Source organism: Ruminococcus sp. FMBCY1 (assembly GCF_023921805.1).
In the GTDB taxonomy this organism is placed as follows: domain Bacteria; phylum Bacillota; class Clostridia; order Oscillospirales; family Acutalibacteraceae; genus Ruminococcoides; species Ruminococcoides intestinale_A.
The window spans coordinates 1,210,574-1,235,091 of record NZ_CP074197.1 but is presented as its reverse complement, the minus strand read 5'-3'; the positions used below and the strand labels follow the sequence as shown (position 1 = coordinate 1,235,091).

Sequence of the window (24,518 nt, the reverse complement as noted above, 5' to 3'; positions counted from 1 at the left end):
ATTGAAATACAATTAGTTAATAACTGAATACATACCGAACATTGCCTGTACGATAGAAATTACAACGAAACCTACGATACCGGCGATAATGATTGTCATTGCAGGTGTCATTGCATCTGTCATACGCTGTGTAGCGTCGGTTGCCTGTTCTTCGTACATATCTGCCATTTTGTTAAGGGAATCGCTGAGCATACCGCTTTCCTCACCGACTCTTATCATTGATACAAAGAGCGGATCGAAAGCTTTTGGATATCTTGAAAGAGAAATATTGATCGGTGTACCGATTCTTACATCTTCAATTACCTGGTTAAGACAGTCGGACATAAATTTGTTGCCTACTACATCTCTTGAAAGTTCAAGTGCGTAAAGAATGTTTACACCGGAAGAAGTAAGTGTTGCCATCATATTTGCAAATCTTGTAAGCTGGTTAAGTCTTAAAACTTCGCCGATAATCGGGATTTTAAGCTGGAATGTTGACCACCACATACAGAATGAATAGTTCTTTTTGTAAAGAATTCTGATCGTAACTACAATTGCAACGATAATAAGAACAATGAGCCAGCCGTAATGAATAAGTACATCTGAAATACCCATTGTAATTTGCGTCATTATCGGAAGTTCGGAGTCAAAACTTTCAAACAATCCTTTAAATGACGGAAGTACAATTACACTCATTACTATGATAAGTCCGATTGTAAGAATGAGGAGGAAGATAGGGTAAATCATTGCACCCTTAATCTTACTTTTAAGAGTGATTTCCTTTTTGAGAAGACTAACGCACTTATCAAATGCTTCATCAAGTCGACCGTTTGCCTCACCTGTTTGAATAATGTTTACATAAACAGTCGGGAAAGTTTTAAATGAGCTTAGCGACTGCGAAAGAGTAATACCGTTGTAGAGGTTTGCGGTTATTTCCTGTAAAATTCTCAACATATTCTTATCTTTTTCAGTGTCACACATTACGGCCATTGCAACCGAAAGCGAAATACCCGAACGAATCATCAATGCCATCTGGTGCATAAATGTAAGAAGTCGCTTGTTACTGATTTTTAATGTATGCACATCTTTTGAACCGCCAAGATCACGCTGCCAGATTGGAATATCTTCCTGCGAACCTTTTTTTACTTCATTAATAGAAATAGCGATAAGACCACGCTGTTCAAGCTTTCGCTTAACCTCTTCCTTGGTGTTTGCTGTCATACGGTTACGATATTTACGGTTTTTTTCGTTTACCGCTACATAAGAAAATTCCATTATTTTTACCTCCTGTTAAGATAAGCGTTTGTGCTGTTTTGCGGGAGATTAGAATACTGTGGCATTGGAGCGGTCAACTGCTGCGGTGTTTGCTGTGGTATTCCCGGTACGCCCGGCTGCGGAGAATTGTTGCCGCCTGTAAGTATTGCGTTATCAGCCACATCGTAACTGTACTTGTCGGCAGTTTCTTTTGAAATAAGTCCTCTTTTGAGGAGGTTTTCGATACTCAACTTTCTTGTAATCATACCTGTCTGCTGGTTCAAAGAAATCATCTGTTCAATCTGCGGAATCTTATCTTCACGGATAAGGTTAGCGATAGCAGAATTAACGAACATAATTTCAAATGCGCCGATACGGCCCGGACGGTCTGATCTTGGAAGCAAACGCTGTGAAATTACTGCCTTAAGTGTGGTTGAAAGCTGGTTGAGTGCCTGTTTCTGCCTTTCAACAGGGAACATATCTATAAGACGGTCGATTGTTTTTGCGGCACTCTCTGTATGAAGTGTTGAAAAAACAAGGTGGCCTGTTTCTGCTGCACGAAGAGCGATTGACATTGACTCAAGGTCACGAATCTCACCCATGAGGATAATATCAGGGTCTTCACGAAGTGCCGATTTAAGTGCTGACGAGTAAGTTTCACTGTCTTCGCCGACTTCTCTCTGGTTAATAATACATTTTGCAGGGGAGTGCATATACTCAACAGGGTCTTCAATTGTGATAATGTGCAGTTCTTCTCGATGGTTAATTTCATTGATAAGAGCTGCAAGTGTTGTTGACTTACCGCTACCGGTAGGACCTGTTACAAGTACAAGACCTTCCTGCAGGTTAAGAATTTTTGCAATAGACTGCGGCAAATTTAAATCGCCGAGTTTTGGAGGATTCATTTTGATTACACGCATTACAAGCGTCGCACCGTGGCGCTGCTTGAATGCATTAACTCTGAATCGTGCGAGGTCTTCAAACTGATAAGCCGAGTCGATATCGCCTGTGTTGCAGAACTTAAGGTAATCGGCAGGCTCAAGAACCTCGTCAATATACTTCATAACTGTGTCCTCGTCAAGAATCTCTGCGCCTTTGTAGCTCATAATTTTACCGTTTTTACGGTAAGAAGGCAAGTTATTGCTTGCAAGGTGAATATCAGACGCACCGTTTTCAACGGCAAATCTGACCATCTCTTCAAATTCCATAAAACTTACTCCTTAATCTTCCTGATAGATTTCTGATACAGTGTCAATGAATGTATCAAATGATATAATACCGTCATACAACAGCTTTTTAAGGTTATCACGAAGTGAAATCATACCCTCTTCTCTTGCTATTGTGTCAATTTCATCTGTGGTTTTACCGAGATGAATGGCATTTTTAATAGTTCTTGAAACAGGCATAACCTCGTGAACGGCAATTCTTCCCTTATAACCTATGTTGTTACAAGCAGGGCACTGACCCGGTTTGTAAAGTGTGAGCTGTTTGGTGATAGGGAGTCCGAGAAGTCTAAGCTCGTCATCTGTTGCATTATATGCTTGCTTACACTCCGGGCAAAGTCTTCTTACAAGCTTTTGGGCAATAACGCCGAGCATAGAAGAAGATACCATATAAGGTTCAACACCCATATCAATAAGTCGGACAACCGAGCTGGCTGCGTTATATGTATGGATTGTTGAAAGTACAAGGTGACCTGTGATAGCGGCTCTTGCTGCGATATCTGCGGTTTCCTGGTCACGAATCTCACCGATCATAATAATATCAGGGTCCTGACGGAGGATAGAACGAAGAACGCTTGCAAATGTAAGTCCTGCTTTTTCATTGATATTAACCTGTGTAGCACCCGGCAAAACCATTTCGACAGGGTTTTCAACTGTTACAATGTTTTTGTCTTCGGTGTTAAGAGCTGAAAGAGCAGCGTAAAGTGTGGTTGACTTACCTGAACCTGTTGCACCCGAAAGAAGAATGATACCACGGCTTGATGCCAAAAGCTGGTCGAATTTCTCAAGGTTTTCGGGGAGAAAACCGATGTTCTTTTTATCAAGCTTCATACCGAGTGCGGTTGTAATTCTGATTACGATTTTTTCGCCATAAACACAAGGAAGAGAAGATACACGCATATCAATTTTTTGATTATTGATATTATAGTGAATTCTACCGTCCTGCGGAATTCTTTTTTCCGCAATGTTCATACCGCTGATAAATTTAATACGGCTCGTTACAGAGGGAGCAAGCTCCTTGCTTGAGTCCATATATTTAATAAGTTTACCGTCAACACGGAAACGAATTACCAATTTCTTTTCCTGAGGCTCAAGGTGAATATCGGATACACGCTGTCTTACAGCCTCGGCTATCATATTGTTTACAAATTTAATGATAGGCTGATCTTCGACATCTTCCTGATCTTCGGTAGATACCGTGTCCTCGGATTTTTTCATCTGGCTCTGTACAAATTCCTGAGCCTCGTCTATTACCGCTTCTTTGTCCGACACACTGAAAATTTCGTCAAGTTTGATTTTAAGTTGTGTAGGAGTACATATAGCGGTTTTTATTTTTCTTTTTGTATAGTTGTTGAGAGTATAAATTGCTTTATAATCAAGCGGATTTGTCATGGCAATCAAGAGATAATTGCCTTCAATGGTAAGCGGCATAACGCCGAGGTCTTCCATCATCTGCTCAGGAATGAGCTGGGCTATATCGTCTGATATGTAGTAGGAAGTGAGGTCAACAAGCGGCAAATGCATTTTCTTTGCCATAAGGTCATAAATCTGCTCCTCTGTGACAACACCTTCTTTTATCAACGCATGTTCAAGAGTAAGAGTATTGTCTTCCATATAAAGCATTTCAATACGCTTTAATGTTTTTAAACTTACTATACCGCTTTTAACGAGATCGTCACTCAAGTTAAAAACAGAGTTCTTCATATATTATCATCCTTTCAGGGGAATAAAGATTAATAACTAAGGCTAAAGAGAGAGAAATAGAGATCTAAGCCATAGTTTATAACATTAACTAAAAACATACTGCATAGTGAACCGATGCAGAGAAACGGGCCAAAGGGGAAATAGCTTGAAACTTCGTTTTTTGAAAATGTTTTTTTGATAAGCAAAAATATTATATAAAGGAAAGCTATAAATACGGCGATTAAAAGTCCTGAAAATACCATAGGAAAACCAAGGCAAGCACCAAGTGCAAGCATAAGTTTTACATCGCCGAAGCCCATTCCGTTCTTTTTGAGAATTACAATAGAAAATAAATTTATAAGCATAAGCGAACCACCGCCGCACACAGCACCAAGCGGAATACTCCACCATTCTTTAATAAAGATTTGCTGCGTGAAAAGGTCGGTTATTGCAAGCGCAACACAAAGCACTGCAAGTGCAATTGTGAATTGGTCGGGAATAATTGTATATTTAAAGTCACTCATAGCTATGAGGAGCATTGTAATCGAAATTAATAAAAAGAAAATCGTGTAATAAGAATAGCCGAAAAACGCAAAGATACCTAAGTTAAATATAGCAAACAAAGCGGAAGTGTAAATTCCGCTTTGTTTGAAAATATACCTTGTGCCAAAAAGACTTTCGTCCGGCTCTTCATCATAGTCGCACAGCCATTTTGCAGGCACGACATTCATAAGCCTGTATGCGAGCATACAGAGTACAACTGACAGTATTAAAATTACTGCGAGAGTTATATAGGTTGAAATTTGTGAAAAGTCGATTGGAAGTAAATTAGCCATAGTAAAGTCCTTATAATTATGTAGTTGGTTCTGTTGAATCGGTAGAATCTGTATTACTTACAGCTTGCTTTGTTGTGTCAAAGTAGTAAAGTGTTACATTAAATGAAGTAGCATATTCTTTGCTGTCTTCAATTTCTGACATTGAAAGCGAATCAATAAAGTAGCAGCCTTTTGATTCCTGCTCAAGATAATGAATAAGCTGTAAAGTTTTATCCTTTGTGCCGGTATAGCTGAATAAAAGGTTTGTGTAGTAAAGCGGAATACCGCCCTTAGATGTTCTGCCCTGTGAGTCCTGCACGCCTTCACTACGGGTAAGTGATGACATATCAATACCGAGGTCGGCAAAAATATCCTGCAAATCCTTAACGGATGACTTTGCGTCAATATAGAGGTTTTCCTGATTTTCATTATACTGCTTTGTCATTTCGTCAATTTTGGTTTCGACACTTGTCTGATTTGCAAGTACATCGTCGCAGTCGGCAATTTTTGCTGTGATAGCAGCATGGTCATCATTATACTTAGAAAGGTTAGTGAATGTCGGCATTACAAGTGCAAGCAAAATAATTACAAATACTATGAGAAGTGCAACAAACACAATAATCGGTACCGGTATTTTAGTCTTTTTCATTTTTGTTTCCTCCCTTAGTTTTCGCTGTTGTTTTCAGTATCACTTGCAGTTTTACTTGATTGTGACTGAGTTATGTCTGTTGTAAGCTGAGCTGTAAGATTGTACTGACCGGTTTCTGTATCTGTAGAAACCGAGAAGTTTTCGCTCATAGAGAAGAAACCGTTGTCTTTAATGTTGTTCTGTAAATCAATAAAGGTAGGGAAGTCTTTAATAAGTCCGTTTACCGGAATGCTGTAGGTTTCGTTGCTGTCGTTTGCGTGAGTTATGTTGTAACTTTTAAAAGTATCCATTTTATCTACAACCTGGTCATCAAGCTCATTAATTACATCTTCACAATAAAGCTGTGTTCTCGGTAAAAGCTCGGCATCCTGTGACTGATTTGCCAAAGACTGGGTAATGTCATCTCTCTGTTGAATAAGAGTTTTTGCATAGTCGTACTTTGTATTGTTATAAATCATATCATCTACAACGCTTCTGCCAAAGTAGAAACCAAAGAAAGCAAGTCCCACAGCACAGAGTATGCCAAGACCGACACAGCCTGCTTTTGCAGCCTTTGCACTGTCATCAAGTGTTTTAGCCTGTTGAGCCTTTAGTCCGTAAATAAGGTTGTTCTCAAATACTGTACCGCAGTTCATAAGTTCGTTCATAAGGAAGTATGAACCGTTTTTGTAGAAGTCATCTCTTGCCTTAAGCGATGGTTCCGGAATTACCGAGCCTGTATTGAATGTATCAGATACAAGCATAACCTCGCCTGCAAGTCCAAAACCTACAAAATAGTTGCGGATGTGGGGAATGTAAGCCAAGAAGTCACTTAAGAACAACTGGTCAATGCTGATGTTGAGCGACATTGTAACAAGGCGAACATTGCGGACGATATCATCTATAAGGTTTTCTGCAATATCGTCAATCTTTCTTTTTGAAGACGCATTTCTGCATTCATTTTTAAATCCGTATCCGGCGGTACGCAGGTAATCAATAGCGGCAGCCGTGCTTAAATCTCTGTCTTCTTCAATTACCTGTAAAATTTCATCTACAGGGGATGTAAATTCGTGACAGTAGAGAGGCGCACCGTTTTTGGCGATAAAAACTCTGACTGCCGAATAGTCCATACTGATGAGAGCTACGGTTTTGTTAAAGCTGTAGATTGTTTTTTGAGCAGCATAAATCATTGCCGCCTCTGACGGAATAATCTTGATAAGATTAAGAGAGAAAGACTTAAATCCTGTAACAAGGTCATCCGCAAGTGCTTTCGGCATTGCAAAAGCCTTAGATGTGATTTCTTCGCTGACTTCTTTTGTTTTGTATGTAGAGTAATCCTTGTAGATTACCGAGAAGTCGGAAACCGCCTCGCCGACAAAATCTCTGATTCTGTCAATTGCAAGTCCTTCAATTATTCTTTTGGCACCTCTGATATGCTGATACTCCTGACAGGTAAGGTCGTAGCTTTCTACCATAAGAATAACATCACGAACCTCACTGTGGTTCATTGTGCTTAGTCCGTCTTTTACAAGGCGGGCGAGTAAAGCAGGGTCTTCCCATACGGAGCTTTTGTCTTTTAATACAGCCTTGTCTACAGGAATAATAAGAGGGGAGGAGAAAGAGTAGGCTTTCTTTTCGTTAGGGTCAGCCTGTTTCTTACTGTTACCTTTATTTGCAGTGCCGTTAGCAGCTGCCTCGCCTACAGTTTCGCAGGCTGTTATGCAAAGGTATCTTTTGGCAATCTGCACCAGTACATAATTCATATTTAATACACCACCTGAAATTTTATGCTTGTTTAAGCTTATCAAAACCGTTAAAAATTTTTAAACCGATTTGATTATAAAATTACTTTAAAGAATAAATTAAAATAATTTTATAATCAAACAGGGCATATCCCCTAAAAGTTATTAACAATACACAAAAATTAAGTTTAATACACCGAAAAGCCTATATATATTTCAAAAGGCTCGCACTCGGCGAGCCTTTTGCTTGTATGTTGTCGGTCATCAGCAAAACCGAGATTACATTAATTAAAAAATTAGAATAATGTTGAAACTACATCTCCAGTTGCAATAGCAGCTGTTGTACCACCAGGAGTGATTGAAGAATCAAGGTTAGTAGTACCATTCATCCAATAGCACTTATCATCAGCTGCACACCATGAAAGTGTATATGTATCACCACCGATTGTACGAGTATCACCAACATGAATGCTCTGAAGTGACTTTTCAGAAATTACATCAGCTACTGTTGCAGCATCAGTATAAACAGATGTATCTTTAGCAACGATCTGAGCGTGAGCCTCTTTAAGAGCAAGCTCAAGTGTCTGTGCGTCTGAAAGTGCAGTGCTTCTCTGTGATGATGCGATTGTTGAAGATACAACCGGAATAGCGATTGCTGCGAGAATTGCGAGAATAGCAATAACTACTACGAGCTCTACGAGTGTAAAGCCTTTTTTGCTGTTCTTCTTAACTTCTTCGATTTTTGCAGTTTTTACTGCCTGAATTTCGTTCATTGTTTTTACCTCTCTTTAATAATAATTTGTGAGCCGTTTTGTGGAAACCGCAACGACGGTTGCTGATAGGATTTTGCGTTACCGTTTCCTTTAAACAAGTTTATTATATAACATTTTTGCAAGTCTTGCAATATATTTTTACCAAAAAAAGTTAAAAAACGCATTTTTATAACATTGCACAAACTTTACTGCGTTAAATTGTTAAAAGTGCCGTTAATTTTTTCTGTTTGAAAGATTTAGCGTTGTAATATTTCCGTCTTTTATACACCCGTTTGCTTGGTCGTAAAGAGCAATAGCCTCATCGGGTAATTTTGTACCGTCAATGGTTTTGTCGTTTGCATCAAATTTGCCGTCATTATTTGAATCAACTGCAAAATACACCTTGCTTTTACAGATAACAGGATAATACGGTGTGCCAAAAAGAAGTTCGGGCTGAATAATATGCTCAAGTTTATTAGCGGCTATAACTTCAGAAATTTGTATAGTATTTGTGCTTGCATGGATATATTTTGTGTTATCTTCACCCGCAACAGCCGCATCGGCTTCTTTAAAGGCATATTCTATGGTGTTTGCGTTGGTTTTTGCCCTGCTTACTATAGATGACTTAGTAGTAGATGCAACTATTGGTATAGCTATAGCTGCGAGAATAGCTATTATGGCAATTACCACTACGAGTTCTACCAATGTAAAGCCTTTTTTGCTTTTGATTTTTTTTGCAAGACCTAACGATTTAAATCGCACGCTTATGCGTGAATTTGGTGTTCTTTTTTCTTTCATTTTTCTCCCTCATTTAAAATATAATATTTTGCAAAATATTATTACAGCAAATATTGTACACCGAAAGTAAAAATAATGCAAGTGCATTTTTATAGTTTTTATGCCGTTTTTTTTATTAATTTGTTGAAAATAATAATACCCTTGATTTATTAAAAAACAGTACCGATTGTAAAACTTTTTTAATAATTTTGTTGATATATTGCTTAAAAGACAGTTTAATTTAATTATATATTAAACACGGATTTTCGTAAAAATTCTCTATACTATTTATATAGGGATTTTTTTAACGGTTAAATAACGGTTAAATTTTCGTTTTATCATTTACAAAACCGAACATATGTGGTATGATGTTAAATGTTAAATTATGTATTTTTATCGGAGGATTTTACTATGGACGCTTATAAAAAGGAATTTATTGAATTTATGGTTGATTGCCAGGTGCTTAAATTTGGCGATTTCGTAACAAAAAGCGGCAGGAAGACACCTTTCTTTGTAAACACAGGTTTTTACAGAACAGGCGCACAGCTTAGAAAGCTCGGCGGCTACTATGCAGAGGCTATCAAAGAGAAATTCGGTCTTGATTTTGATGTTCTCTTCGGACCTGCATACAAGGGTATTCCGCTTTCTGTTGCGGCTGCTGTTGCAATCAGCGAAAAGTACGATACAGATATTCGCTACTGCTCAAACCGTAAAGAGGTTAAAGACCACGGCGATAAGGGTATTTTACTCGGCAGCCCTATAAATGACGGCGACAAGGTAGTTATTATCGAAGATGTTACTACAGCCGGTACTTCTATCGAGGAAACTCTCCCGATTATCAAGGCGCAGGGCAATGCTGACCCTATCGGTCTTGTTGTATCCGTTGACAGAATGGAGAGAGGCAAGGGCACAAAGAGTGCGCTTTCTGAAATTGAAGAGAAATACGGCTTGAAAACAACCGCAATCGTTACCATGGCAGAGGTTGTTGAGCACCTTTACAATAAGGAATACAAGGGCAAAGTTATTATTGACGACAAGCTCAAGGCTGCAATTGACGCATACTATGAGCAGTACGGTGTAAAAGAATAATTACTTAACAGAAATTTAATCGGAGGTGGATGGCGTGGCAAATGAGCATACAGGACACCGTGACCGTGTTCGCAAAAAGTTTCTTGAAAACGGATTTGACGGCTTTGAGCCGCACGAGGTGCTTGAAATGTGCCTTTTCTATGCCATTCCCAGAAAAGATACAAATGCGCTTGCACACCGTTTGCTCGACAGGTATTTAACCGTTGCGGGTGTGTGCGACGCACCTGTTGACGAGCTTATGCGTGAATTTTCACTTTCGCAGTCTTGTGCGGTTTTTCTGAAAATGCTGCCCGAGTTTTCGAGAGTGTATAAAGAGTCAAAAACGGAAAATCATAATGTCATCGAGCTTGAACATCTCGGCGAAATGTTTATAAATAAGTTTATAGGCAGAACAAACGAGGCAGTTGCGCTTATGCTCGGAGATGCAAAGGGCAGAATGATTTTCTTTGACATTATTGCCAAAGGTTCGCTAAGTTCGTCGGATGTTCCGCTTAGGAAAATCGTTGACCTTGCGCTAAGGCACAACGCAAAGACCGCTTTTTTAGGACACAATCATCCGAGCGGCTCGGCATTGCCCTCGCAAAGCGATCTGACTTCTACAAAAATCATAAGACGAACTCTTGACAGCATAGGAGTAAGCCTTGTTGACCATTATATTGTGACGGAGTTTGACTATGTTTCCCTGCGTGAAAGTGAAATGTCGGGAAGTATTTTTTTATTGTAATAAGGTTTGATTTTATGGAATTTAAACTGAAATCTAAATATAAGCCTACGGGTGACCAACCTGCTGCGATTGATGAGCTTGTAAACAGCATTGAGTCGGGCAACAGAGAGCAGACTTTGCTCGGCGTAACGGGTTCGGGTAAAACATTTACTATGGCTAATATAATAGAAAGAACGCAAAGACCTACCCTGGTGCTTGCGCACAACAAAACTCTTGCGGCACAGCTTTGCAGCGAGTTTAAGGAGTTTTTTCCCGACAATGCGGTAGAATACTTTGTGTCTTATTACGATTACTATCAGCCGGAGGCATACATTGCCAACACGGATACTTATATAGAAAAGGACAGCGCTGTAAATGATGAAATAGACAAACTCAGGCACAGCGCTACTCTTGCGCTTTCTGAAAGACGAGATGTAATTATAGTTGCTTCGGTTTCCTGTATTTACAGCTTGGGCGACCCTATTGATTACCGAAATATGGTAATATCTTTACGCCCCGGTATGGAAAAAAGCCGAGATGACCTTGTGAAAAAACTCGTTGAACTGCAATATGAGCGCAACGATGTTAATTTTATAAGAAATAAGTTCAGAGTAAGGGGAGATGTGGTCGAAATTTTTCCTGCCGCATCTAACGATTCTATAATAAGAGTAGAATTTTTTGGCGATGAAATTGACCGTATATCCGAGATTAACCCACTTACGGGAGAACTAAAGGCGGTTTTGCGTCATGCGGCAATTTATCCAGCGTCACACTACATTGTTTCTAAGGATAAAATGGCAACCGCACTCAAAGAAATTGACCGTGAACTTGAAGAAAGACTTGCGTATTTTCGTGAGAACGGAAAATTGCTTGAGGCACAGAGAATTGAACAGCGCACACGCTATGATATGGAGATGCTGCAGGAAATCGGATTTTGTACGGGCATTGAGAACTATTCGAGAATTTTGTCGGGCAGAAAACCCGGTTCTTCGCCGTTTACTTTGCTTGACTATTTTCCCAAGGATTTTCTGTTGTTTGTTGATGAGTCGCATGTCACTTTGCCGCAGGTAAGAGGAATGTACGCAGGCGACCATGCACGAAAGAAAAATCTTATTGATTACGGTTTCCGCCTGCCGTCTGCATTTGACAACAGACCGCTTAATTTTGACGAATTTTACGACAGAATAAATCAGGTTGTGTTTGTAAGTGCAACTCCGGGCGACCTTGAACTTGAAAAATCACAGACAATAGCAGAGCAGATTATCAGACCTACAGGACTTCTTGACCCTGAAATTTCGGTAAGACCTACCGAGGGACAGCTTGATGATTTGGTTTCTGAAATTAATATAAGGGTGAGCAAAAAGCAGAGAGTGCTTATTACCACTCTTACCAAGAAAATGGCGGAGGATTTGACAGCATACCTTGAAACAATGGGTATCAAGGTGCGCTATATGCACCACGATATAGACACCGTAGAGCGTATGGAAATTGTCAGAGATTTGCGCCTCGGCGAATTTGATGTGCTTGTCGGAATCAACCTTTTGCGAGAAGGTCTTGATATTCCGGAAGTATCGCTGGTTGCCGTGCTTGACGCCGACAAAGAGGGGTTTTTGCGCAGTGAGCGTTCACTTATCCAGATTTGCGGCCGTGCCGCACGAAACAGCGAGGGCACTGTAATAATGTATGCCGACAGTGTAACCGATTCTATGCGCAAGGCGATTACCGAAACCGAACGCAGAAGAAAAATTCAGCAGGCATACAACAAGGAACACGGCATTACGCCAACCACTATTGTTAAAAAAGTCAGTGAAATTCTTGAAATTTCTACACATACAGATGATGAATTTAAATCGGCTAAAAAGCTGAACAAGGCTCAAAAGCAACAGCTCATTGAGAGCCTTACTAAGGAAATGAAAGCTGCCGCAAAGCTGCTTGAATTTGAACACGCCGCATATCTGCGTGACAAAATCAAAAAGCTCCGTGGCGATAAATGAGGATTGATTAAATGGCTAAAACCAAAGCAGTTGAATACGGTGATTCAAGTATTTCTGCACTTAAAGGCGCAGACAGAGTACGAAAAAGACCTGCGGTTATTTTTGGCTCTGACGGTATTGACGGCTGTCAACATTCAGTTTTTGAAATTCTTTCTAACTCTATTGACGAGGCAAGAGAGGGCTACGGCAAAAAAATTACCGTAACAAGGTTTTCCGACGGTTCTATCGAGGTAGAAGACCACGGCAGAGGTATTCCCGTTGACTTTAACGAAAAAGAAAATGAGTTTAACTGGAAACTTGTATTCTGCGAAATGTATGCAGGCGGTAAATATAACAACAACGAGGGAGAAAGTTATGAGTTTTCGCTCGGTATGAACGGTCTCGGACTTTGCTCAACACAGTACAGCTCCGAATATATGGATGTTGATATTCGCCGTGGCGGTACCCGCTATACCCTGCATTTTGAAAAGGGCGAGAATGTCGGCGGCTTAAAAAAAGAGCCGTACAATAAAAAGGATACAGGTACAAAAATCCGTTGGAAACCTGACCTTGAGGTATTTACCGATATAGACATTCAGCCTGAATATTTCCTTGACATAATGAAAAGACAGGCTATTGTCAATGCGGGCGTTGAATTTGTGTTCAGAAATCAGAACGGTAAGAGCTTTGACACCACAACTTATTGCTATGTAAACGGTATTGAGGATCATGTTGCGGAGGTCATCGGTGAAAACGGTTTTACTTCGGTTCAGCATTGGACAACGGAGGTAAAAACAAGGGATCGTGACGATAAGCCTGAGTATAAGTGTAAGATTGATGTGGCGGTTGCTTTTTCAAATCAGACAAGACTTACCGAGTATTACCACAACTCAAGCTGGCTTGAGCACGGCGGTGCTCCTGATAAAGCGGTGAGAACTGCTTTTCTTTATCAGATAGACAATTACTTAAAGACAAATAATAAATACAATAAATCGGAAAGCAAGATAAAATTTGATGATATTGAAGACTGCCTTGTGTGTGTAATTTCTTCGTTTTCGAGCGTATCTTCGTATGAAAACCAGACTAAAAAGTCAGTTACCAACAAGGGTATTCAGGACGCAATGACTGCTTTCTTAAAGCAGAGCCTTGAAGTTTATTTTATCGAAAATCCGCTTGAGGCAGACAAAATCGCACAGCAGGTGCTTGTAAACAAGCGCAGCAGAGAGAATGCCGAAAAAACAAGACTTAACATAAAGAAGAAGCTTTCGGGCAGTCTTGATATGACAAACCGTGTAGCTAAGTTTGTTGACTGCCGCAGCAAAAATGCCGAGGAAAGAGAGCTTTTTATAGTAGAGGGTGACTCTGCTCTCGGTGCTTGTAAGCAGGCAAGAAACCCTGATTTTCAGGCGATTATGCCAATCAGAGGTAAAATACTTAACTGTCTTAAGGCTGATTATGACAAAATTTTTAAGAGCGAAATAATTACGGATTTGCTTAGAGTGCTCGGTTGCGGTGTTGAGGTAAAGTCAAAGGCCAATAAAAACTTGAGCGAATTTGACCTTAACGCACTGCGTTGGAATAAAGTTATTCTCTGTACCGATGCCGATGTTGACGGATTTCAGATCAGAACATTGCTTTTGACAATGCTGTACAGACTTACTCCTACGCTAATAAACGAGGGAAAAGTCTTTATTGCGGAATCACCGCTTTATGAGATTACAGCTAAAAATGATGTGTATTTTGCGTATGACGAGGCGGAAAAAGATAAGTTTATTGCGGAAATCGGCAAAGAGAAGTTCACGATTCAGCGTTCAAAAGGTCTTGGTGAAAACGAGCCTGATATGATGAACCTTACAACTATGAACCCTGCTACACGCAGACTTATTAAGGTTATGCCGACAGACGCTGAAAAAACAGCGGAAATTTTTGATATTCTGCTCGGTGACAATCTTCAGGGCAGAAAAGATTACATTGTGGCTCATGGTAACGAGTACATTGACAATCTTGATGTAAGCTGACGGGAGGTGCGAATTTATGGCAAAAAGAAGAAGAACACAGCCTGCCGCAACGGGAAAAACACACGGTGTTATCAACGGTGCGGGTGAAGTTGTAGAACAGAACATTGACTCTACAATCAGAGAAAACTATATGCCTTACGCAATGAGCGTTATTCTTTCCCGTGCTATTCCGGAGATTGACGGATTTAAACCGTCGCACAGAAAGCTGCTCTATACAATGTATAAAATGGGACTTTTAAACGGTGCAAGAACAAAATCCGCTAATATTGTCGGTGCAACTATGAAACTTAATCCGCACGGCGATTCGGCAATTTATGACACTATGGTGCGACTTTCGAGAGGCTACGAAGCGCTTTTACATCCTTATGTGGATTCAAAGGGTAACTTCGGTAAATTCTACAGCCGTGATATGGCATGGGCGGCATCAAGATATACAGAGGCAAAACTTGACAAAATCTGTAACGAGCTTTTTCGTGATATAGATAAAGATACCGTAGACTTTGTTGATAACTACGATAATACAATGAAAGAGCCGTCACTTTTGCCGGTTGCTTTTCCGTCTGTACTTGTAAATACAAACACAGGTATTGCGGTAGGTATGGCGTCAAATATCTGTTCTTTCAATTTAAAAGAAATTTGCGAAACCACGGCGGCGCTTATTCGTGACCCGAACCACGATGTTATGCAGACATTGCCTGCGCCCGATTTTATCGGCGGCTGTCAGATTATATATGACGAAAGTGCATTGCGCCAGGTTTATGAAACAGGCAAGGGCGGAATAAAACTAAGGGCAAGGTACCGGTACGATAAATCGGCAAACTGTATTGATGTACTTTCAATTCCGAGCACAACCACTTGCGAAGTTATTATTGAAAAGATTATTGACCTTGTAAAAGCAGGAAAAATAAAGGATATTGCCGATGTTCGAGATGAAACGGGTATTGACGGTCTTAAGATAACAATTGACCTTAAGCGCGGTGTTGATCCCGACCGACTTATGGCAAAACTTTACCGTTTTACAACGCTTGAAGATTCATTCTCCTGCAACTTTAATGTACTTATCGGCGGAGTGCCGAGGGTGCTCGGTGTTAAGGATTTGCTTGAAGAATGGATTGCATTCAGAATTGAATGTGTAAGACGAAGAACATATTTTGACAGAAACAAAAAAGCCGAAAAGCTCCACCTTTTAAAAGGTCTTTCGGCAATTTTGCTTGATATTGACAAAGCGGTTAAAATTGTAAGAGAAACAGACGAAGAGGCAGAGGTTGTACCAAACCTTATGATCGGCTTTGGCATTGACGAGGTGCAGGCTGAATATGTAGCCGAAATCAAACTTCGTCATCTTAACAGGGAATACATTTTAAAGCGTACGGCAGAAATTGAGGCACTTGAAAAGGAAATTGCCGAACTTGAAGAAATTCTCAAGAGCAAGACAAGAATTAAAACCATAATTGTAAAGGAACTCAAAGAGATTGCCGAAAAATACGGTCAGCCACGAAAGAGTATTATAATTTACGAAGATATCGTAAGTTATACGGAGGAAAAGGACGATGTTCCTGATTACCCCGTAAATCTTTTCTTTACAAAGGAAGGCTATTTCAAGAAGATTACTCCGCAGTCGCTTAGAATGAGCAGCAACCATAAGCTCAAGGACGGCGATGAGATTGCCCAGACCTGCGAATTTTCAAATAACGGCGAATTGCTGTTCTTTACCGATAAATGTCAGGTTTACAAAGCAAAGGCAGCGGATTTCACCGATACAAAGGCAAGCGCTCTCGGCGAGTATGTACCGGCAAAGTTGGGTATGGACGAGGGCGAAAACGCAGTGTATATGGTAGCCACAAAGGATTACAAGGGAATGCTGCTGTTTGCGTTTGAGAACGGTAAACTTGCAAAAGTGCCGCTTGAGGCTTATCAAACAAAGACAAACCGAAAAAAACTTACGGGCGCTTATTCCGATAAATCACCGCTTGCGGGAATGGTATTCTTTACAGAGGATAAAGAATTTTTGTTGAAAGCGTCATCAGGCAGAATGTTGCTTATTCATTCGGGTGCAATTAATCTGAAAACAACCCGTTCGACACAGGGCGTGGCGGTTATGAAACTCAAAAAAGGTCACAGACTGTTTGAAATTTCGGAGTATGTTGAGGGAACATTTGCAAAGCCGCAGAGATACAGAACGAAAACACTTCCTACTCTCGGCGCTATGCCTGCAAATGAAGATTCAACCGACGAACAGCTTACGCTGATTTAACTGTATATTTCACCTTTGGAATTATATCGAAAAAATTTAAATTTTTTCAAAAAAATCTTGCAAAATCTATAATTTTATGTTAATATAAATTAGTTAGTTTTTGTATTTGGAACTTATTATACATTTATATTACAGAAAGGAACGGTATAATATGGGCGTTTGGGGTATTGTTCTTGGTTCAGTGCTTATCGTAGCAGCCATTGCAATTATCATCGTAATTATTCTTCAGCAGGGCAACCAGCAGGGTATCGGTGTTGTTTCCGGTGCTGCTGACTCTTATTTCTCAAAAAATAAGGCTCGCTCGATTGATGCAAAGCTTGCTCGTTTTACAAAGTTTTTTGCAGCAATTTTCGTAATTATCGTAATTGCACTTAATGTACTTGCTTATTTTGTCGGAAAAAGTTTCTGATTAAGCTTGTAATATTTTCAAAATTTCAAACATAATTATAGACCGTAGGTTAGTCCTGCGGTCTATTTTTGTTTTTATGGTTTAGCAAATTGATTTGCAAATTAATTACAAAAGTTTGGTCGACCTTTTCAAAGGTCGTGGGTGTGGGCAAAGCCCACAAATATTTTCCGTTTATGCAATCTAACGATAGCAAACAGTTTGCTGTTTGGCGGCTTGAACGAATGGGCGAAGCCCTTAAATGCGACAGCAATAAGAAAGCCATTCGATATATAATGAAAAGTTAATTATTTCTTTTATAAAAGGCTGTCGCCTGTTTTAACAAACTTAGTTTTAGCACGCAAACAGCGTGGCTGTTTGCGCCTGATAAATTGTTATATCGGAAGATTTTTATGGGCGCTGCCCAAACTCGCAAGCCTTTAAAAAGGCTTGACCTAAATTTTTAAATTATTTTGCCTAACATTTAGAGCAAAACCAATTTATCCTACATATATAAAAGACTCTGTTTTACAGTATTGTTTATGCTAAAGGAGCTGTTAATTATGCCTTTGTGGGGAATAGGATTAATGTTTTTCGGTGCATTTTTGCTGTTTGCATTTGCTCATTACATAAGTAAAAGCAGACATCCGTTTAAAAGAAGTCTGCTTTCAATGGCTATAGGAATTTTAACGCTGATTGCGGTAAATCTGACAGGCTCTTTTACAGGTGTGTACCTGCCTGTAAGCCTTGTGTCGGTGTGTTGTGCCGCATTTGGCGGAGTGCCCGGAGTAACGCTGATGCTTGGATTAAATTTATTTTTTTAAATCAATTTCTGTTTGTTTTATTTTTATCCAAAAGCCTTGTAAAATCAATTAGCAAGGCTTTTTCTGCACTTAATGTTTTTATTTTCAAAGAAAACGGCTCATTTGATTATAAGGGCTTAAAAATGGCTGATTTAAACAAAGACGGCATTATTGTTGTAAGAGATGTTACCGAGTTGCAAAAAAATATTTCAAAATAAAAATATTTTAACCGCTTGATTTCATTATATTTTAAGTGCTTTTTATAGAATAATCGATATAACAAAATACCGACTCGCATTAAAATTGCAAGTCGGTATTTTGTTTCTTAATATTAATCTTATCAATTGCTTTTATAATCATAAAAGACTTTCGAGTGCTTCGCCTACGCTTTCTTTGTTTTGCGTGAGCATGGCGAGTATTACTTTATAAAAAGTTGTTGGGTTTTCGTAAAAATTCTTTTTGATTATTTGTGCCTGCGGCATATCCGGAGCAAAAATCGAAAAACTCAGCAAATCAAGATTTCCGCCCGAAATTTTGCAGTTTACATTGTAACCCATATCGGTTTTAACGATTTCTACGCTGTTTTCACGCTCTTTTTTCTTTTGTGCAAGTAGGTTTATTGCGCAGTCATACGCTTTTTCTTTTACGGTGTAGGCAAGTATGGTGTCGAGCTGATTTGCAATCATAACTCCGTTTTTGCTGACGGTATATGTCTTTATATCTCCGTCGGAGCCTTCTTCAATTATATTTCCTTTTTCAATAAGATCGTCAAAGCATGAACTTGTTTCAAAGTAATTTGCAAGGCTTTCCTCACATATTGAGTCAACAATAATTTCTTTGCTGACGGGTTCTTTAATTGAATTTAAAAGATAGCATATAAGAATACGAATTTCGTATTTGCTCCTCATTCCGCCCGGGACAATACCCTCGTCAAATGTATCAAAAGCCATAGTTTCACCTAATTTCAGTTTAATTTATTTAATTATATCATATAAAAATATAAATGTGTAGAGAAATTTTATAATAACCGAAAAAATATTCCGATATGTATTGCTTTTGCGGTTAATTATGTTTTAATTTAACAGTAATTAAGGCTGAATTTTCATATTTAAAAAATTGCCGATATGGAGAAAATATTATAAATAAACACACATAAAATTTCGCAAATAAAAATATTTTAATAATATAGTAACCTAAATGTTAAAAATATTTTAAAAATTATAGTATAATTTGAAAAAATAATTGACTGTATATTGTTCTTATGGTAGAATGTTGTTGTGAAAGGAGATGTGAATATGGAAGAGTATATGCCTTTTGTCTGGATTGGTATTGCAGTGGTTATGGCTGTGGGCGAGGCCGCAACAAATCAGCTTGTTTCAATATGGTTTGTCGTAGGTGCACTTTGCGCTGCCGTATCCTCTCTTATTACTTCATCTGTGCTTGTTCAGGTTATAGTGTTTATCGTAGTTACCTGCGGTACGCTCATTGCTACAAAACCGCTTGTGGATAAGTATAAAAAAGGTCATAAGGAGGTAAAAACAAATTCCGACAGATTTATTGGGCAAACAGGTGTAATGCTTACCAATATTGACACTTTGGAAGCAGTGGGTCAGCTAAAGGTGAGCGGTGAAGTCTGGACCGCAAAGTTGAAAAATCCTACACCTGTAAAGAAAGATGACAAAGTCAAAATCCTTGCCATTGAGGGTGTAAAAATGATAGTTGAACCTTGGCAGGGAGAATAATTATTGAATGGAGAAATCAGAATGGGACCGTTAATTGTAATTGCAATTATTTTATTAATCATTTTAATTGCTATAATCAGCAATGTTAAAATCGTACCGCAGGCGCACGCTTATGTAGTTGAAAGACTCGGTGCTTATCACTCAACTTGGGGTACGGGCTTGCATGTAAAAATTCCTTTTATCGACAAAGTTTCAAGAAAAGTATCTTTAAAAGAGCAGGTAGTTGACTTCCCGCCTCAGCCTGTTATCACAAGAGATAATGTTACTATGCAGATTGATACCGTAGTTTATTTTGAAATTACAGACCCTAAGCTTTACAGCTACGGTGTTGAGCGTCCGCTTAACGCTATTGAAAATCTTACGGCAACCACACTTCGTAACATAATCGGTGAACTCGAACTCGACAGCACACTTACTTCCCGTGACACTATCAACGATAAAATCAGAATTATCCTTGATGAGGCTACAGACGCATGGGGTATCAGAGTAAAGCGTGTTGAGCTTAAGAACATTCTTCCGCCTCGTGAAATTCAGGACGCAATGGAAAAGCAGATGAAGGCAGAGCGTGAAAGAAGAGCTAAGATTCTTGACGCCGAAGGTGAAAAGCGCAGTCAGATTCTTATTGCGGAAGGTCTTAAAGAGTCTGCTATTCTAAAAGCTGACGCTGTTAAGGAACAGAAAATCAGAGAGGCTGCCGGTGAGGCAGAGGCTATTCTTACAGTACAGAGAGCTAATGCCGACGCTCTTCGTATGCTTAATGAGGCTGCTCCTACAGACAGAATCATTCAGCTTAAATCTCTCGAGGCGTTTGCAAAAGCAGCTGACGGTAAGGCTACAAAGATTATTATTCCGTCGGAGCTCCAGTCAATTGCAGGAAATGTTGCCGCAATTAAGGAAATCTGGAAAGATGAGCCTGCAAAGAAGTAATACAGTATAATTCTAAATCAAAATATGGCATAAGGGTGCAGTTTTTATCTGCACCCTTAGGTGCTTTTTTATAGGAAGTGAATTAATGGTTCTTATTCTTTGGACATTTGTTATATTTTCGTTTTTAGGCTGGGTCGGTAATGTTATACGAAACCTTGCGGTATATAAAAGGTTTAAAAATAACGGCTTTCTGACTTCTCCGTTTTTTCCTATGTACGGACTTACGGCTGTTATTTGCAGAGTGGTTTTGACTCCGCTTGAGAATTATCCGCTGCTTTTGCTTGTTGCGTCAATCGCACTTACAACAGGTATAATAGTATTGTCGGGATTTTTGTTTGAAAAAATACTCGGCTTTAAGGTATGGGATTATTCGCAGTCAAAACTTAGCATCGGCAGTTATATATCTTTGCCTTATGCTTTGTTGGCAGGAATTTTCGGATTTGGTTTTATAAAAGTATTTATGCCCGTATCCGACGCACTTGTTATGCTTATTCCGACTACAGTCAGCTATATAATTTTGTTTGCTCTGCTTGCAATAATTTTGCTTGACTATATTTTTTCTGTGATTACGGTTATAAGATTAAAACGCAGAATAAAATATTTAAGCAATATTGAAGAATTGCTCGGAGATGATGCAGACGAGGAAAAAATAAAACTTATAGGCGAAAACTGTAACAGACTTTTTACGGAAAATATTTTAAGAAGAAGACTTGCAAATGCGTTTCCTGACCTTAAAACAAGCGTTTATCTCGGTATGATTTCAGATAAAGTGGGCGAGGTCAAGGATAAAAATATGACCGAATATACGGCTGTTTTTGAGAATAAAGAAGAACGCCCTTTTGCGTTCGGACTTTGTTTTACAAAGTTGTTTTATCTGTTTGTGATCGGCTCGCTTTTTGGCACGATACTTGAAACTTTGTGGGCGTTTATGATTGACGGTAATTTTCAGGTGAGAGTGGGACTTGTGTACGGACCGTTCATTCCCGTTTACGGCGGCGGAGCGTGCTTTTTGACTGTTGTGCTTTATAAGCTGTATAAACTTAACGATACGCTTATTTATGTAATCAGCGCAGTGGTTGGTGCAAGTTTTGAGTATTTTTGCTCATGGTTTCAGGAAACTGTTTTTGGTACGGTATCATGGGATTACAGCGATACTCCGCTGAATTTTAACGGACGAACAAACCTTATGTATGCGCTTATCTGGGGATTTTTGGGACTTGTATGGGTACGCTTTGTTTATCCGTGGATGGCAAGACTTATTGAGAAAATTCCAAAGCGAGCAGGCGGTGTAATGACGGCGGTACTCATAATATTTATGGTATTTAATGCATTTATGTCTTGTGCGGCGGTTTACAGATGGCAGGACAGGGCAGAACACCCCAAAACGGATAACGCTTTTATACAGTATATAGATTATCATTTTGACGATGAGAAAATGGAATTTCTGTTTCCAAATATGAAAGCACCGGAAAAAAATTAGCAGTGAATTGAAAATTCAGAGTTCAACTCGGGCAGCAGGTAAATATATCTGCTGCCCGTTAATTTATGGTTTAGCGCATTGTTTGTTGTGAAAGTTTAAAAAACATCGACTTCTGTGTCAATTATAAAATTTTTAATCAAAACTGCGTTTAAACTGTAAATTAGCTTATGAATTTCAAAATAATTCCTGTCACATATTGCAATTTATTCTGATTTTTTATATAATGGTAATTAAAGTGATTTTAGGGCAATGAATTTTTGCCTTTGCAGAAACTTTGCCGAAACAATTTTGCCACCGTTTTTACGGTGCCGTTAAAAGTTAAGGAGTGTAATGATGAAAAAGGTTGCTATTATTATGGGTTCTGACAGTGATTTCCCTGTAGTTTCAAAGGCTGTCACAAAGCTTAAGGAATTTGGTGTTCCATATGAAGTGCATGTTATGAGTGCTCACAGAACTCCTGATGCTGCTATTGAATTTTCAGGCAGCGCAAAGAAAAACGGCTTTGGAGTAATCATTGCCGCAGCGGGTATGGCTGCTCATCTTGCAGGTGTGCTTGCAGCAAAAACAACTTTGCCTGTAATCGGTATTCCTTGCAAATCAGCCGCTTTTGACGGTATGGATGCTTTACTTGCAACAGTTATGATGCCGACAGGTATTCCTGTAGCTACAGTTGCTGTTGACGGCGCTGCAAATGCCGCTATTCTTGCGATTGAAATGCTCGCTCTTTCTGATGACAGTCTTGCAGAAAAGCTTGAGAAAATGAAAGCAGATATGGAAGAAGGCGTAGCCAAAAAGGATGAGGCTATGCAGCTTAAGGTGGCAGAACTTTGATTAAGTATGTTGATATATATGACAAAGACAAGGTAAACGATGAATGCGGCGTGTTCGGCGTTTACAAAGCCGGCAGTGATGACTTTAATATAGCCTCCCTTACCCGTGAGGCCTTGTACGGACTTCAACACAGGGGACAGGTAAGTGCAGGCATTACTGTAAATAACAATGAAAATTTTACTACCGTAAAAGAATTCGGTATGGTGTCAGAGGTCTTTAACGATAAGGCTATAGATAAACTCGGCGACGGAAACATTGCAGTCGGTCATGTGCGTTACAGTGCGCACGAAAGCCTTGACAGAGCGGCAAATCAGCCCCTTGTTATGAGATATATTGCCGGTTCGCTTGCTATTGCAAGCAACGGTGCGATTACTAATTTTGCCGAAATTCGCCAACAGCTTGAGCATGGCGGCGCAATTTTTCAGTCTAACTCAAATGTTGAGATTATGTCTTATGTAATCGCAACCGAACGCTGTACCACGGACGACCTTGAAACAGCGGTTTTGTTTGCTATGGATAAACTTGAGGGCGCATATTCCGCAGTCCTTTGCGGTCCGTCAAGACTTATCGGCTTTCGTGATAAAAACGGCTTCCGTCCGCTTTGCATCGGAAAACTTAACAACAGCTATATTATTACTTCCGAGAGCTGTGTAATTGACAGTCTTGGCGGTGAATTTTTGCGTGATGTTGAGCCCGGAGAAATGGTTGTAATTGATGAAACGGGTTTTCACAGTTACAAGTCGAGAATTAAGGCATATAATACATCTATGTGTATTTTTGAATATGTTTATGTTGCCCGTCCCGACAGTGTAATTGACGGAGTGAGTGTTCATAATGCGAGATTTAAGGCAGGTGAACTGCTTTATAATGAGCATCCTATTGAGGCGGATATGGTATGCGGTGTTCCTGATTCGGGAATTATTGCCGCACAAGGCTATGCTAAGGCGTCGGGTATTCCGTACGGTACAGGTTTTGTTAAGAATAAATACATTGGCAGAACCGTAGGTACGGGAAAAGATAAAAAGAAAAGACTTCTCAAAACAAGACTTACTGCCCTTAAGGCAAATGTAAGCGGAAAGAGAATTATTATTGTTGACGACTCTATTGTGCGCGGCGAAACCGCAAATCATATTGTAAAACTTTTGCGTGACGCAGGTGCAAAAGAGGTTCATATGCTTATAAGCTCTCCGCCTTTTGTATGTCCGTGCTATTTCGGTATGGATATTCACAACAAGGAGTCGCTTATTGCAAATAGGTTTTCACAAGAAGAGATATGCAATAAAATCGGTGCGGATTCTCTTGGCTATCTAAGCATTTCTGGTCTTAACCAAATTGCAGAGGGCGCAGATGTCGGATTTTGCAACGGTTGCTTTACAGGAGAGTATCCTGCGGAAATTCCGAGAACTATATTTGTTGATAAATTCGCAAAGAAAATTAATAAAAAATAATCTGGAGTGATT

21 protein-coding genes are annotated in these 24,518 nt (G+C 39.4%); 12 read left to right on the top strand and 9 right to left on the bottom strand.

What is annotated here, in order from left to right:
* Positions 1-12 precede the first annotated feature (12 nt).
* From KGF34_RS05950 to KGF34_RS11745, 8 genes are all read right to left on the bottom strand, one after another.
* The gene (locus tag KGF34_RS05950) at positions 13-1,254 is read right to left on the bottom strand and encodes a type II secretion system F family protein (RefSeq protein WP_252558375.1); all 1,242 of its coding nucleotides are present in this window, start codon (positions 1,252-1,254) and stop codon (positions 13-15) included.
* A 5-nt stretch (positions 1,255-1,259) separates the two neighbouring features.
* On the bottom strand, positions 1,260-2,441 hold the full coding sequence (locus KGF34_RS05945) for a PilT/PilU family type 4a pilus ATPase (RefSeq protein ID WP_252558374.1): 1,182 nt from the start codon (positions 2,439-2,441) through the stop codon (positions 1,260-1,262).
* A gap of 12 nt (positions 2,442-2,453) precedes the next feature.
* On the bottom strand, positions 2,454-4,160 hold the full coding sequence (locus KGF34_RS05940; protein ID WP_252558372.1) for a GspE/PulE family protein: 1,707 nt from the start codon (positions 4,158-4,160) through the stop codon (positions 2,454-2,456).
* A 29-nt stretch (positions 4,161-4,189) separates the two neighbouring features.
* Entirely contained in the window at positions 4,190-4,975 is a 786-nt protein-coding gene (locus KGF34_RS05935) for an A24 family peptidase (protein WP_252558370.1), read from the bottom strand.
* 16 nt (positions 4,976-4,991) lie between these two features.
* Positions 4,992-5,603, bottom strand: coding sequence for a hypothetical protein (locus KGF34_RS05930; RefSeq protein ID WP_252558368.1), 612 nt, complete (start codon positions 5,601-5,603; stop codon positions 4,992-4,994).
* A gap of 14 nt (positions 5,604-5,617) precedes the next feature.
* A complete protein-coding gene (locus KGF34_RS05925) occupies positions 5,618-7,345 on the bottom strand; it encodes a hypothetical protein (RefSeq protein ID WP_252558367.1) in 1,728 nt (575 codons plus the stop codon).
* A 275-nt stretch (positions 7,346-7,620) separates the two neighbouring features.
* On the bottom strand, positions 7,621-8,097 hold the full coding sequence (locus KGF34_RS11750) for a prepilin-type N-terminal cleavage/methylation domain-containing protein (RefSeq protein ID WP_271229681.1): 477 nt from the start codon (positions 8,095-8,097) through the stop codon (positions 7,621-7,623).
* Positions 8,098-8,310: 213 nt separating this feature from the next.
* The gene (locus KGF34_RS11745) at positions 8,311-8,874 is read right to left on the bottom strand and encodes a prepilin-type N-terminal cleavage/methylation domain-containing protein (RefSeq protein WP_271229682.1); all 564 of its coding nucleotides are present in this window, start codon (positions 8,872-8,874) and stop codon (positions 8,311-8,313) included.
* Positions 8,875-9,264: 390 nt separating this feature from the next.
* Here KGF34_RS11745 and pyrE point away from each other — a divergent pair, with 390 nt between their 5' ends.
* The 7 genes from pyrE to KGF34_RS05880 all read left to right on the top strand — a co-directional run bounded on the left by pyrE (position 9,265) and on the right by KGF34_RS05880 (position 18,099).
* Entirely contained in the window at positions 9,265-9,942 is a 678-nt protein-coding gene (gene pyrE, locus KGF34_RS05910) for an orotate phosphoribosyltransferase (RefSeq protein WP_252558366.1), read from the top strand.
* A 34-nt stretch (positions 9,943-9,976) separates the two neighbouring features.
* Complete coding sequence (locus KGF34_RS05905; protein WP_186935253.1) at positions 9,977-10,666, top strand: RadC family protein; 690 nt, start codon at positions 9,977-9,979, stop codon at positions 10,664-10,666.
* 14 nt (positions 10,667-10,680) lie between these two features.
* Complete coding sequence (gene uvrB, locus KGF34_RS05900; RefSeq protein WP_195410744.1) at positions 10,681-12,639, top strand: excinuclease ABC subunit UvrB; 1,959 nt, start codon at positions 10,681-10,683, stop codon at positions 12,637-12,639.
* Between the two features lie 11 nt (positions 12,640-12,650).
* Positions 12,651-14,636, top strand: a complete 1,986-nt coding sequence (locus KGF34_RS05895) for a toprim domain-containing protein (RefSeq protein ID WP_252558364.1) — start codon at positions 12,651-12,653, stop codon at positions 14,634-14,636.
* 16 nt (positions 14,637-14,652) lie between these two features.
* Positions 14,653-16,890: a DNA gyrase subunit A gene (locus KGF34_RS05890; RefSeq protein WP_252558363.1), complete on the top strand. Its 2,238-nt coding sequence runs from the start codon at positions 14,653-14,655 to the stop codon at positions 16,888-16,890.
* Between the two features lie 151 nt (positions 16,891-17,041).
* Positions 17,042-17,299, top strand: coding sequence for a preprotein translocase subunit SecG (gene secG, locus KGF34_RS05885; protein WP_022234208.1), 258 nt, complete (start codon positions 17,042-17,044; stop codon positions 17,297-17,299).
* Positions 17,300-17,817: 518 nt separating this feature from the next.
* Positions 17,818-18,099, top strand: a complete 282-nt coding sequence (locus KGF34_RS05880; protein ID WP_252558362.1) for a pro-sigmaK processing inhibitor BofA family protein — start codon at positions 17,818-17,820, stop codon at positions 18,097-18,099.
* A 335-nt stretch (positions 18,100-18,434) separates the two neighbouring features.
* Here KGF34_RS05880 and KGF34_RS05875 read toward each other — a convergent pair whose 3' ends face one another.
* Positions 18,435-19,028 carry a DUF4364 family protein gene (locus tag KGF34_RS05875; RefSeq protein WP_249377271.1) on the bottom strand — a complete coding sequence of 198 codons (594 nt, stop codon included), beginning with the start codon at positions 19,026-19,028 and terminating at the stop codon, positions 18,435-18,437.
* A gap of 345 nt (positions 19,029-19,373) precedes the next feature.
* On the opposite strand from KGF34_RS05875, the gene KGF34_RS05870 reads away from it, so the two are divergent.
* From KGF34_RS05870 to purF, 5 genes are all read left to right on the top strand, one after another.
* Positions 19,374-19,820, top strand: a complete 447-nt coding sequence (locus KGF34_RS05870) for an NfeD family protein (protein WP_252558361.1) — start codon at positions 19,374-19,376, stop codon at positions 19,818-19,820.
* A gap of 21 nt (positions 19,821-19,841) precedes the next feature.
* Complete coding sequence (locus tag KGF34_RS05865; RefSeq protein ID WP_186935246.1) at positions 19,842-20,747, top strand: SPFH domain-containing protein; 906 nt, start codon at positions 19,842-19,844, stop codon at positions 20,745-20,747.
* A gap of 85 nt (positions 20,748-20,832) precedes the next feature.
* Entirely contained in the window at positions 20,833-22,227 is a 1,395-nt protein-coding gene (locus KGF34_RS05860; RefSeq protein ID WP_252558360.1) for a putative ABC transporter permease, read from the top strand.
* Positions 22,228-22,560: 333 nt separating this feature from the next.
* The gene (gene purE, locus KGF34_RS05855; RefSeq protein ID WP_252558359.1) at positions 22,561-23,058 is read left to right on the top strand and encodes a 5-(carboxyamino)imidazole ribonucleotide mutase; all 498 of its coding nucleotides are present in this window, start codon (positions 22,561-22,563) and stop codon (positions 23,056-23,058) included.
* Positions 23,055-24,506 carry an amidophosphoribosyltransferase gene (gene purF, locus KGF34_RS05850; RefSeq protein WP_252558358.1) on the top strand — a complete coding sequence of 484 codons (1,452 nt, stop codon included), beginning with the start codon at positions 23,055-23,057 and terminating at the stop codon, positions 24,504-24,506. The genes purE and purF overlap by 4 nt, the downstream gene beginning before the upstream one ends.
* Positions 24,507-24,518: the final 12 nt, after the last annotated feature.

Coding starts and splice junctions, on each gene's coding strand:
- KGF34_RS05950 (WP_252558375.1), bottom strand. CDS start 1,254: ATGGAATTTTCTTATGTAGCGGTAAACGAAAAAAACCGTAAATATCGT.
- KGF34_RS05945 (WP_252558374.1), bottom strand. CDS start 2,441: ATGGAATTTGAAGAGATGGTCAGATTTGCCGTTGAAAACGGTGCGTCT.
- KGF34_RS05940 (WP_252558372.1), bottom strand. CDS start 4,160: ATGAAGAACTCTGTTTTTAACTTGAGTGACGATCTCGTTAAAAGCGGT.
- KGF34_RS05935 (WP_252558370.1), bottom strand. CDS start 4,975: ATGGCTAATTTACTTCCAATCGACTTTTCACAAATTTCAACCTATATA.
- KGF34_RS05930 (WP_252558368.1), bottom strand. CDS start 5,603: ATGAAAAAGACTAAAATACCGGTACCGATTATTGTGTTTGTTGCACTT.
- KGF34_RS05925 (WP_252558367.1), bottom strand. CDS start 7,345: ATGAATTATGTACTGGTGCAGATTGCCAAAAGATACCTTTGCATAACA.
- KGF34_RS11750 (WP_271229681.1), bottom strand. CDS start 8,097: ATGAACGAAATTCAGGCAGTAAAAACTGCAAAAATCGAAGAAGTTAAG.
- KGF34_RS11745 (WP_271229682.1), bottom strand. CDS start 8,874: ATGAAAGAAAAAAGAACACCAAATTCACGCATAAGCGTGCGATTTAAA.
- pyrE (WP_252558366.1), top strand. CDS start 9,265: ATGGACGCTTATAAAAAGGAATTTATTGAATTTATGGTTGATTGCCAG.
- uvrB (WP_195410744.1), top strand. CDS start 10,681: ATGGAATTTAAACTGAAATCTAAATATAAGCCTACGGGTGACCAACCT.
- KGF34_RS05895 (WP_252558364.1), top strand. CDS start 12,651: ATGGCTAAAACCAAAGCAGTTGAATACGGTGATTCAAGTATTTCTGCA.
- KGF34_RS05890 (WP_252558363.1), top strand. CDS start 14,653: ATGGCAAAAAGAAGAAGAACACAGCCTGCCGCAACGGGAAAAACACAC.
- secG (WP_022234208.1), top strand. CDS start 17,042: ATGGGCGTTTGGGGTATTGTTCTTGGTTCAGTGCTTATCGTAGCAGCC.
- KGF34_RS05880 (WP_252558362.1), top strand. CDS start 17,818: ATGCTAAAGGAGCTGTTAATTATGCCTTTGTGGGGAATAGGATTAATG.
- KGF34_RS05875 (WP_249377271.1), bottom strand. CDS start 19,028: ATGGCTTTTGATACATTTGACGAGGGTATTGTCCCGGGCGGAATGAGG.
- KGF34_RS05870 (WP_252558361.1), top strand. CDS start 19,374: ATGGAAGAGTATATGCCTTTTGTCTGGATTGGTATTGCAGTGGTTATG.
- KGF34_RS05865 (WP_186935246.1), top strand. CDS start 19,842: ATGGGACCGTTAATTGTAATTGCAATTATTTTATTAATCATTTTAATT.
- KGF34_RS05860 (WP_252558360.1), top strand. CDS start 20,833: ATGGTTCTTATTCTTTGGACATTTGTTATATTTTCGTTTTTAGGCTGG.
- purE (WP_252558359.1), top strand. CDS start 22,561: ATGAAAAAGGTTGCTATTATTATGGGTTCTGACAGTGATTTCCCTGTA.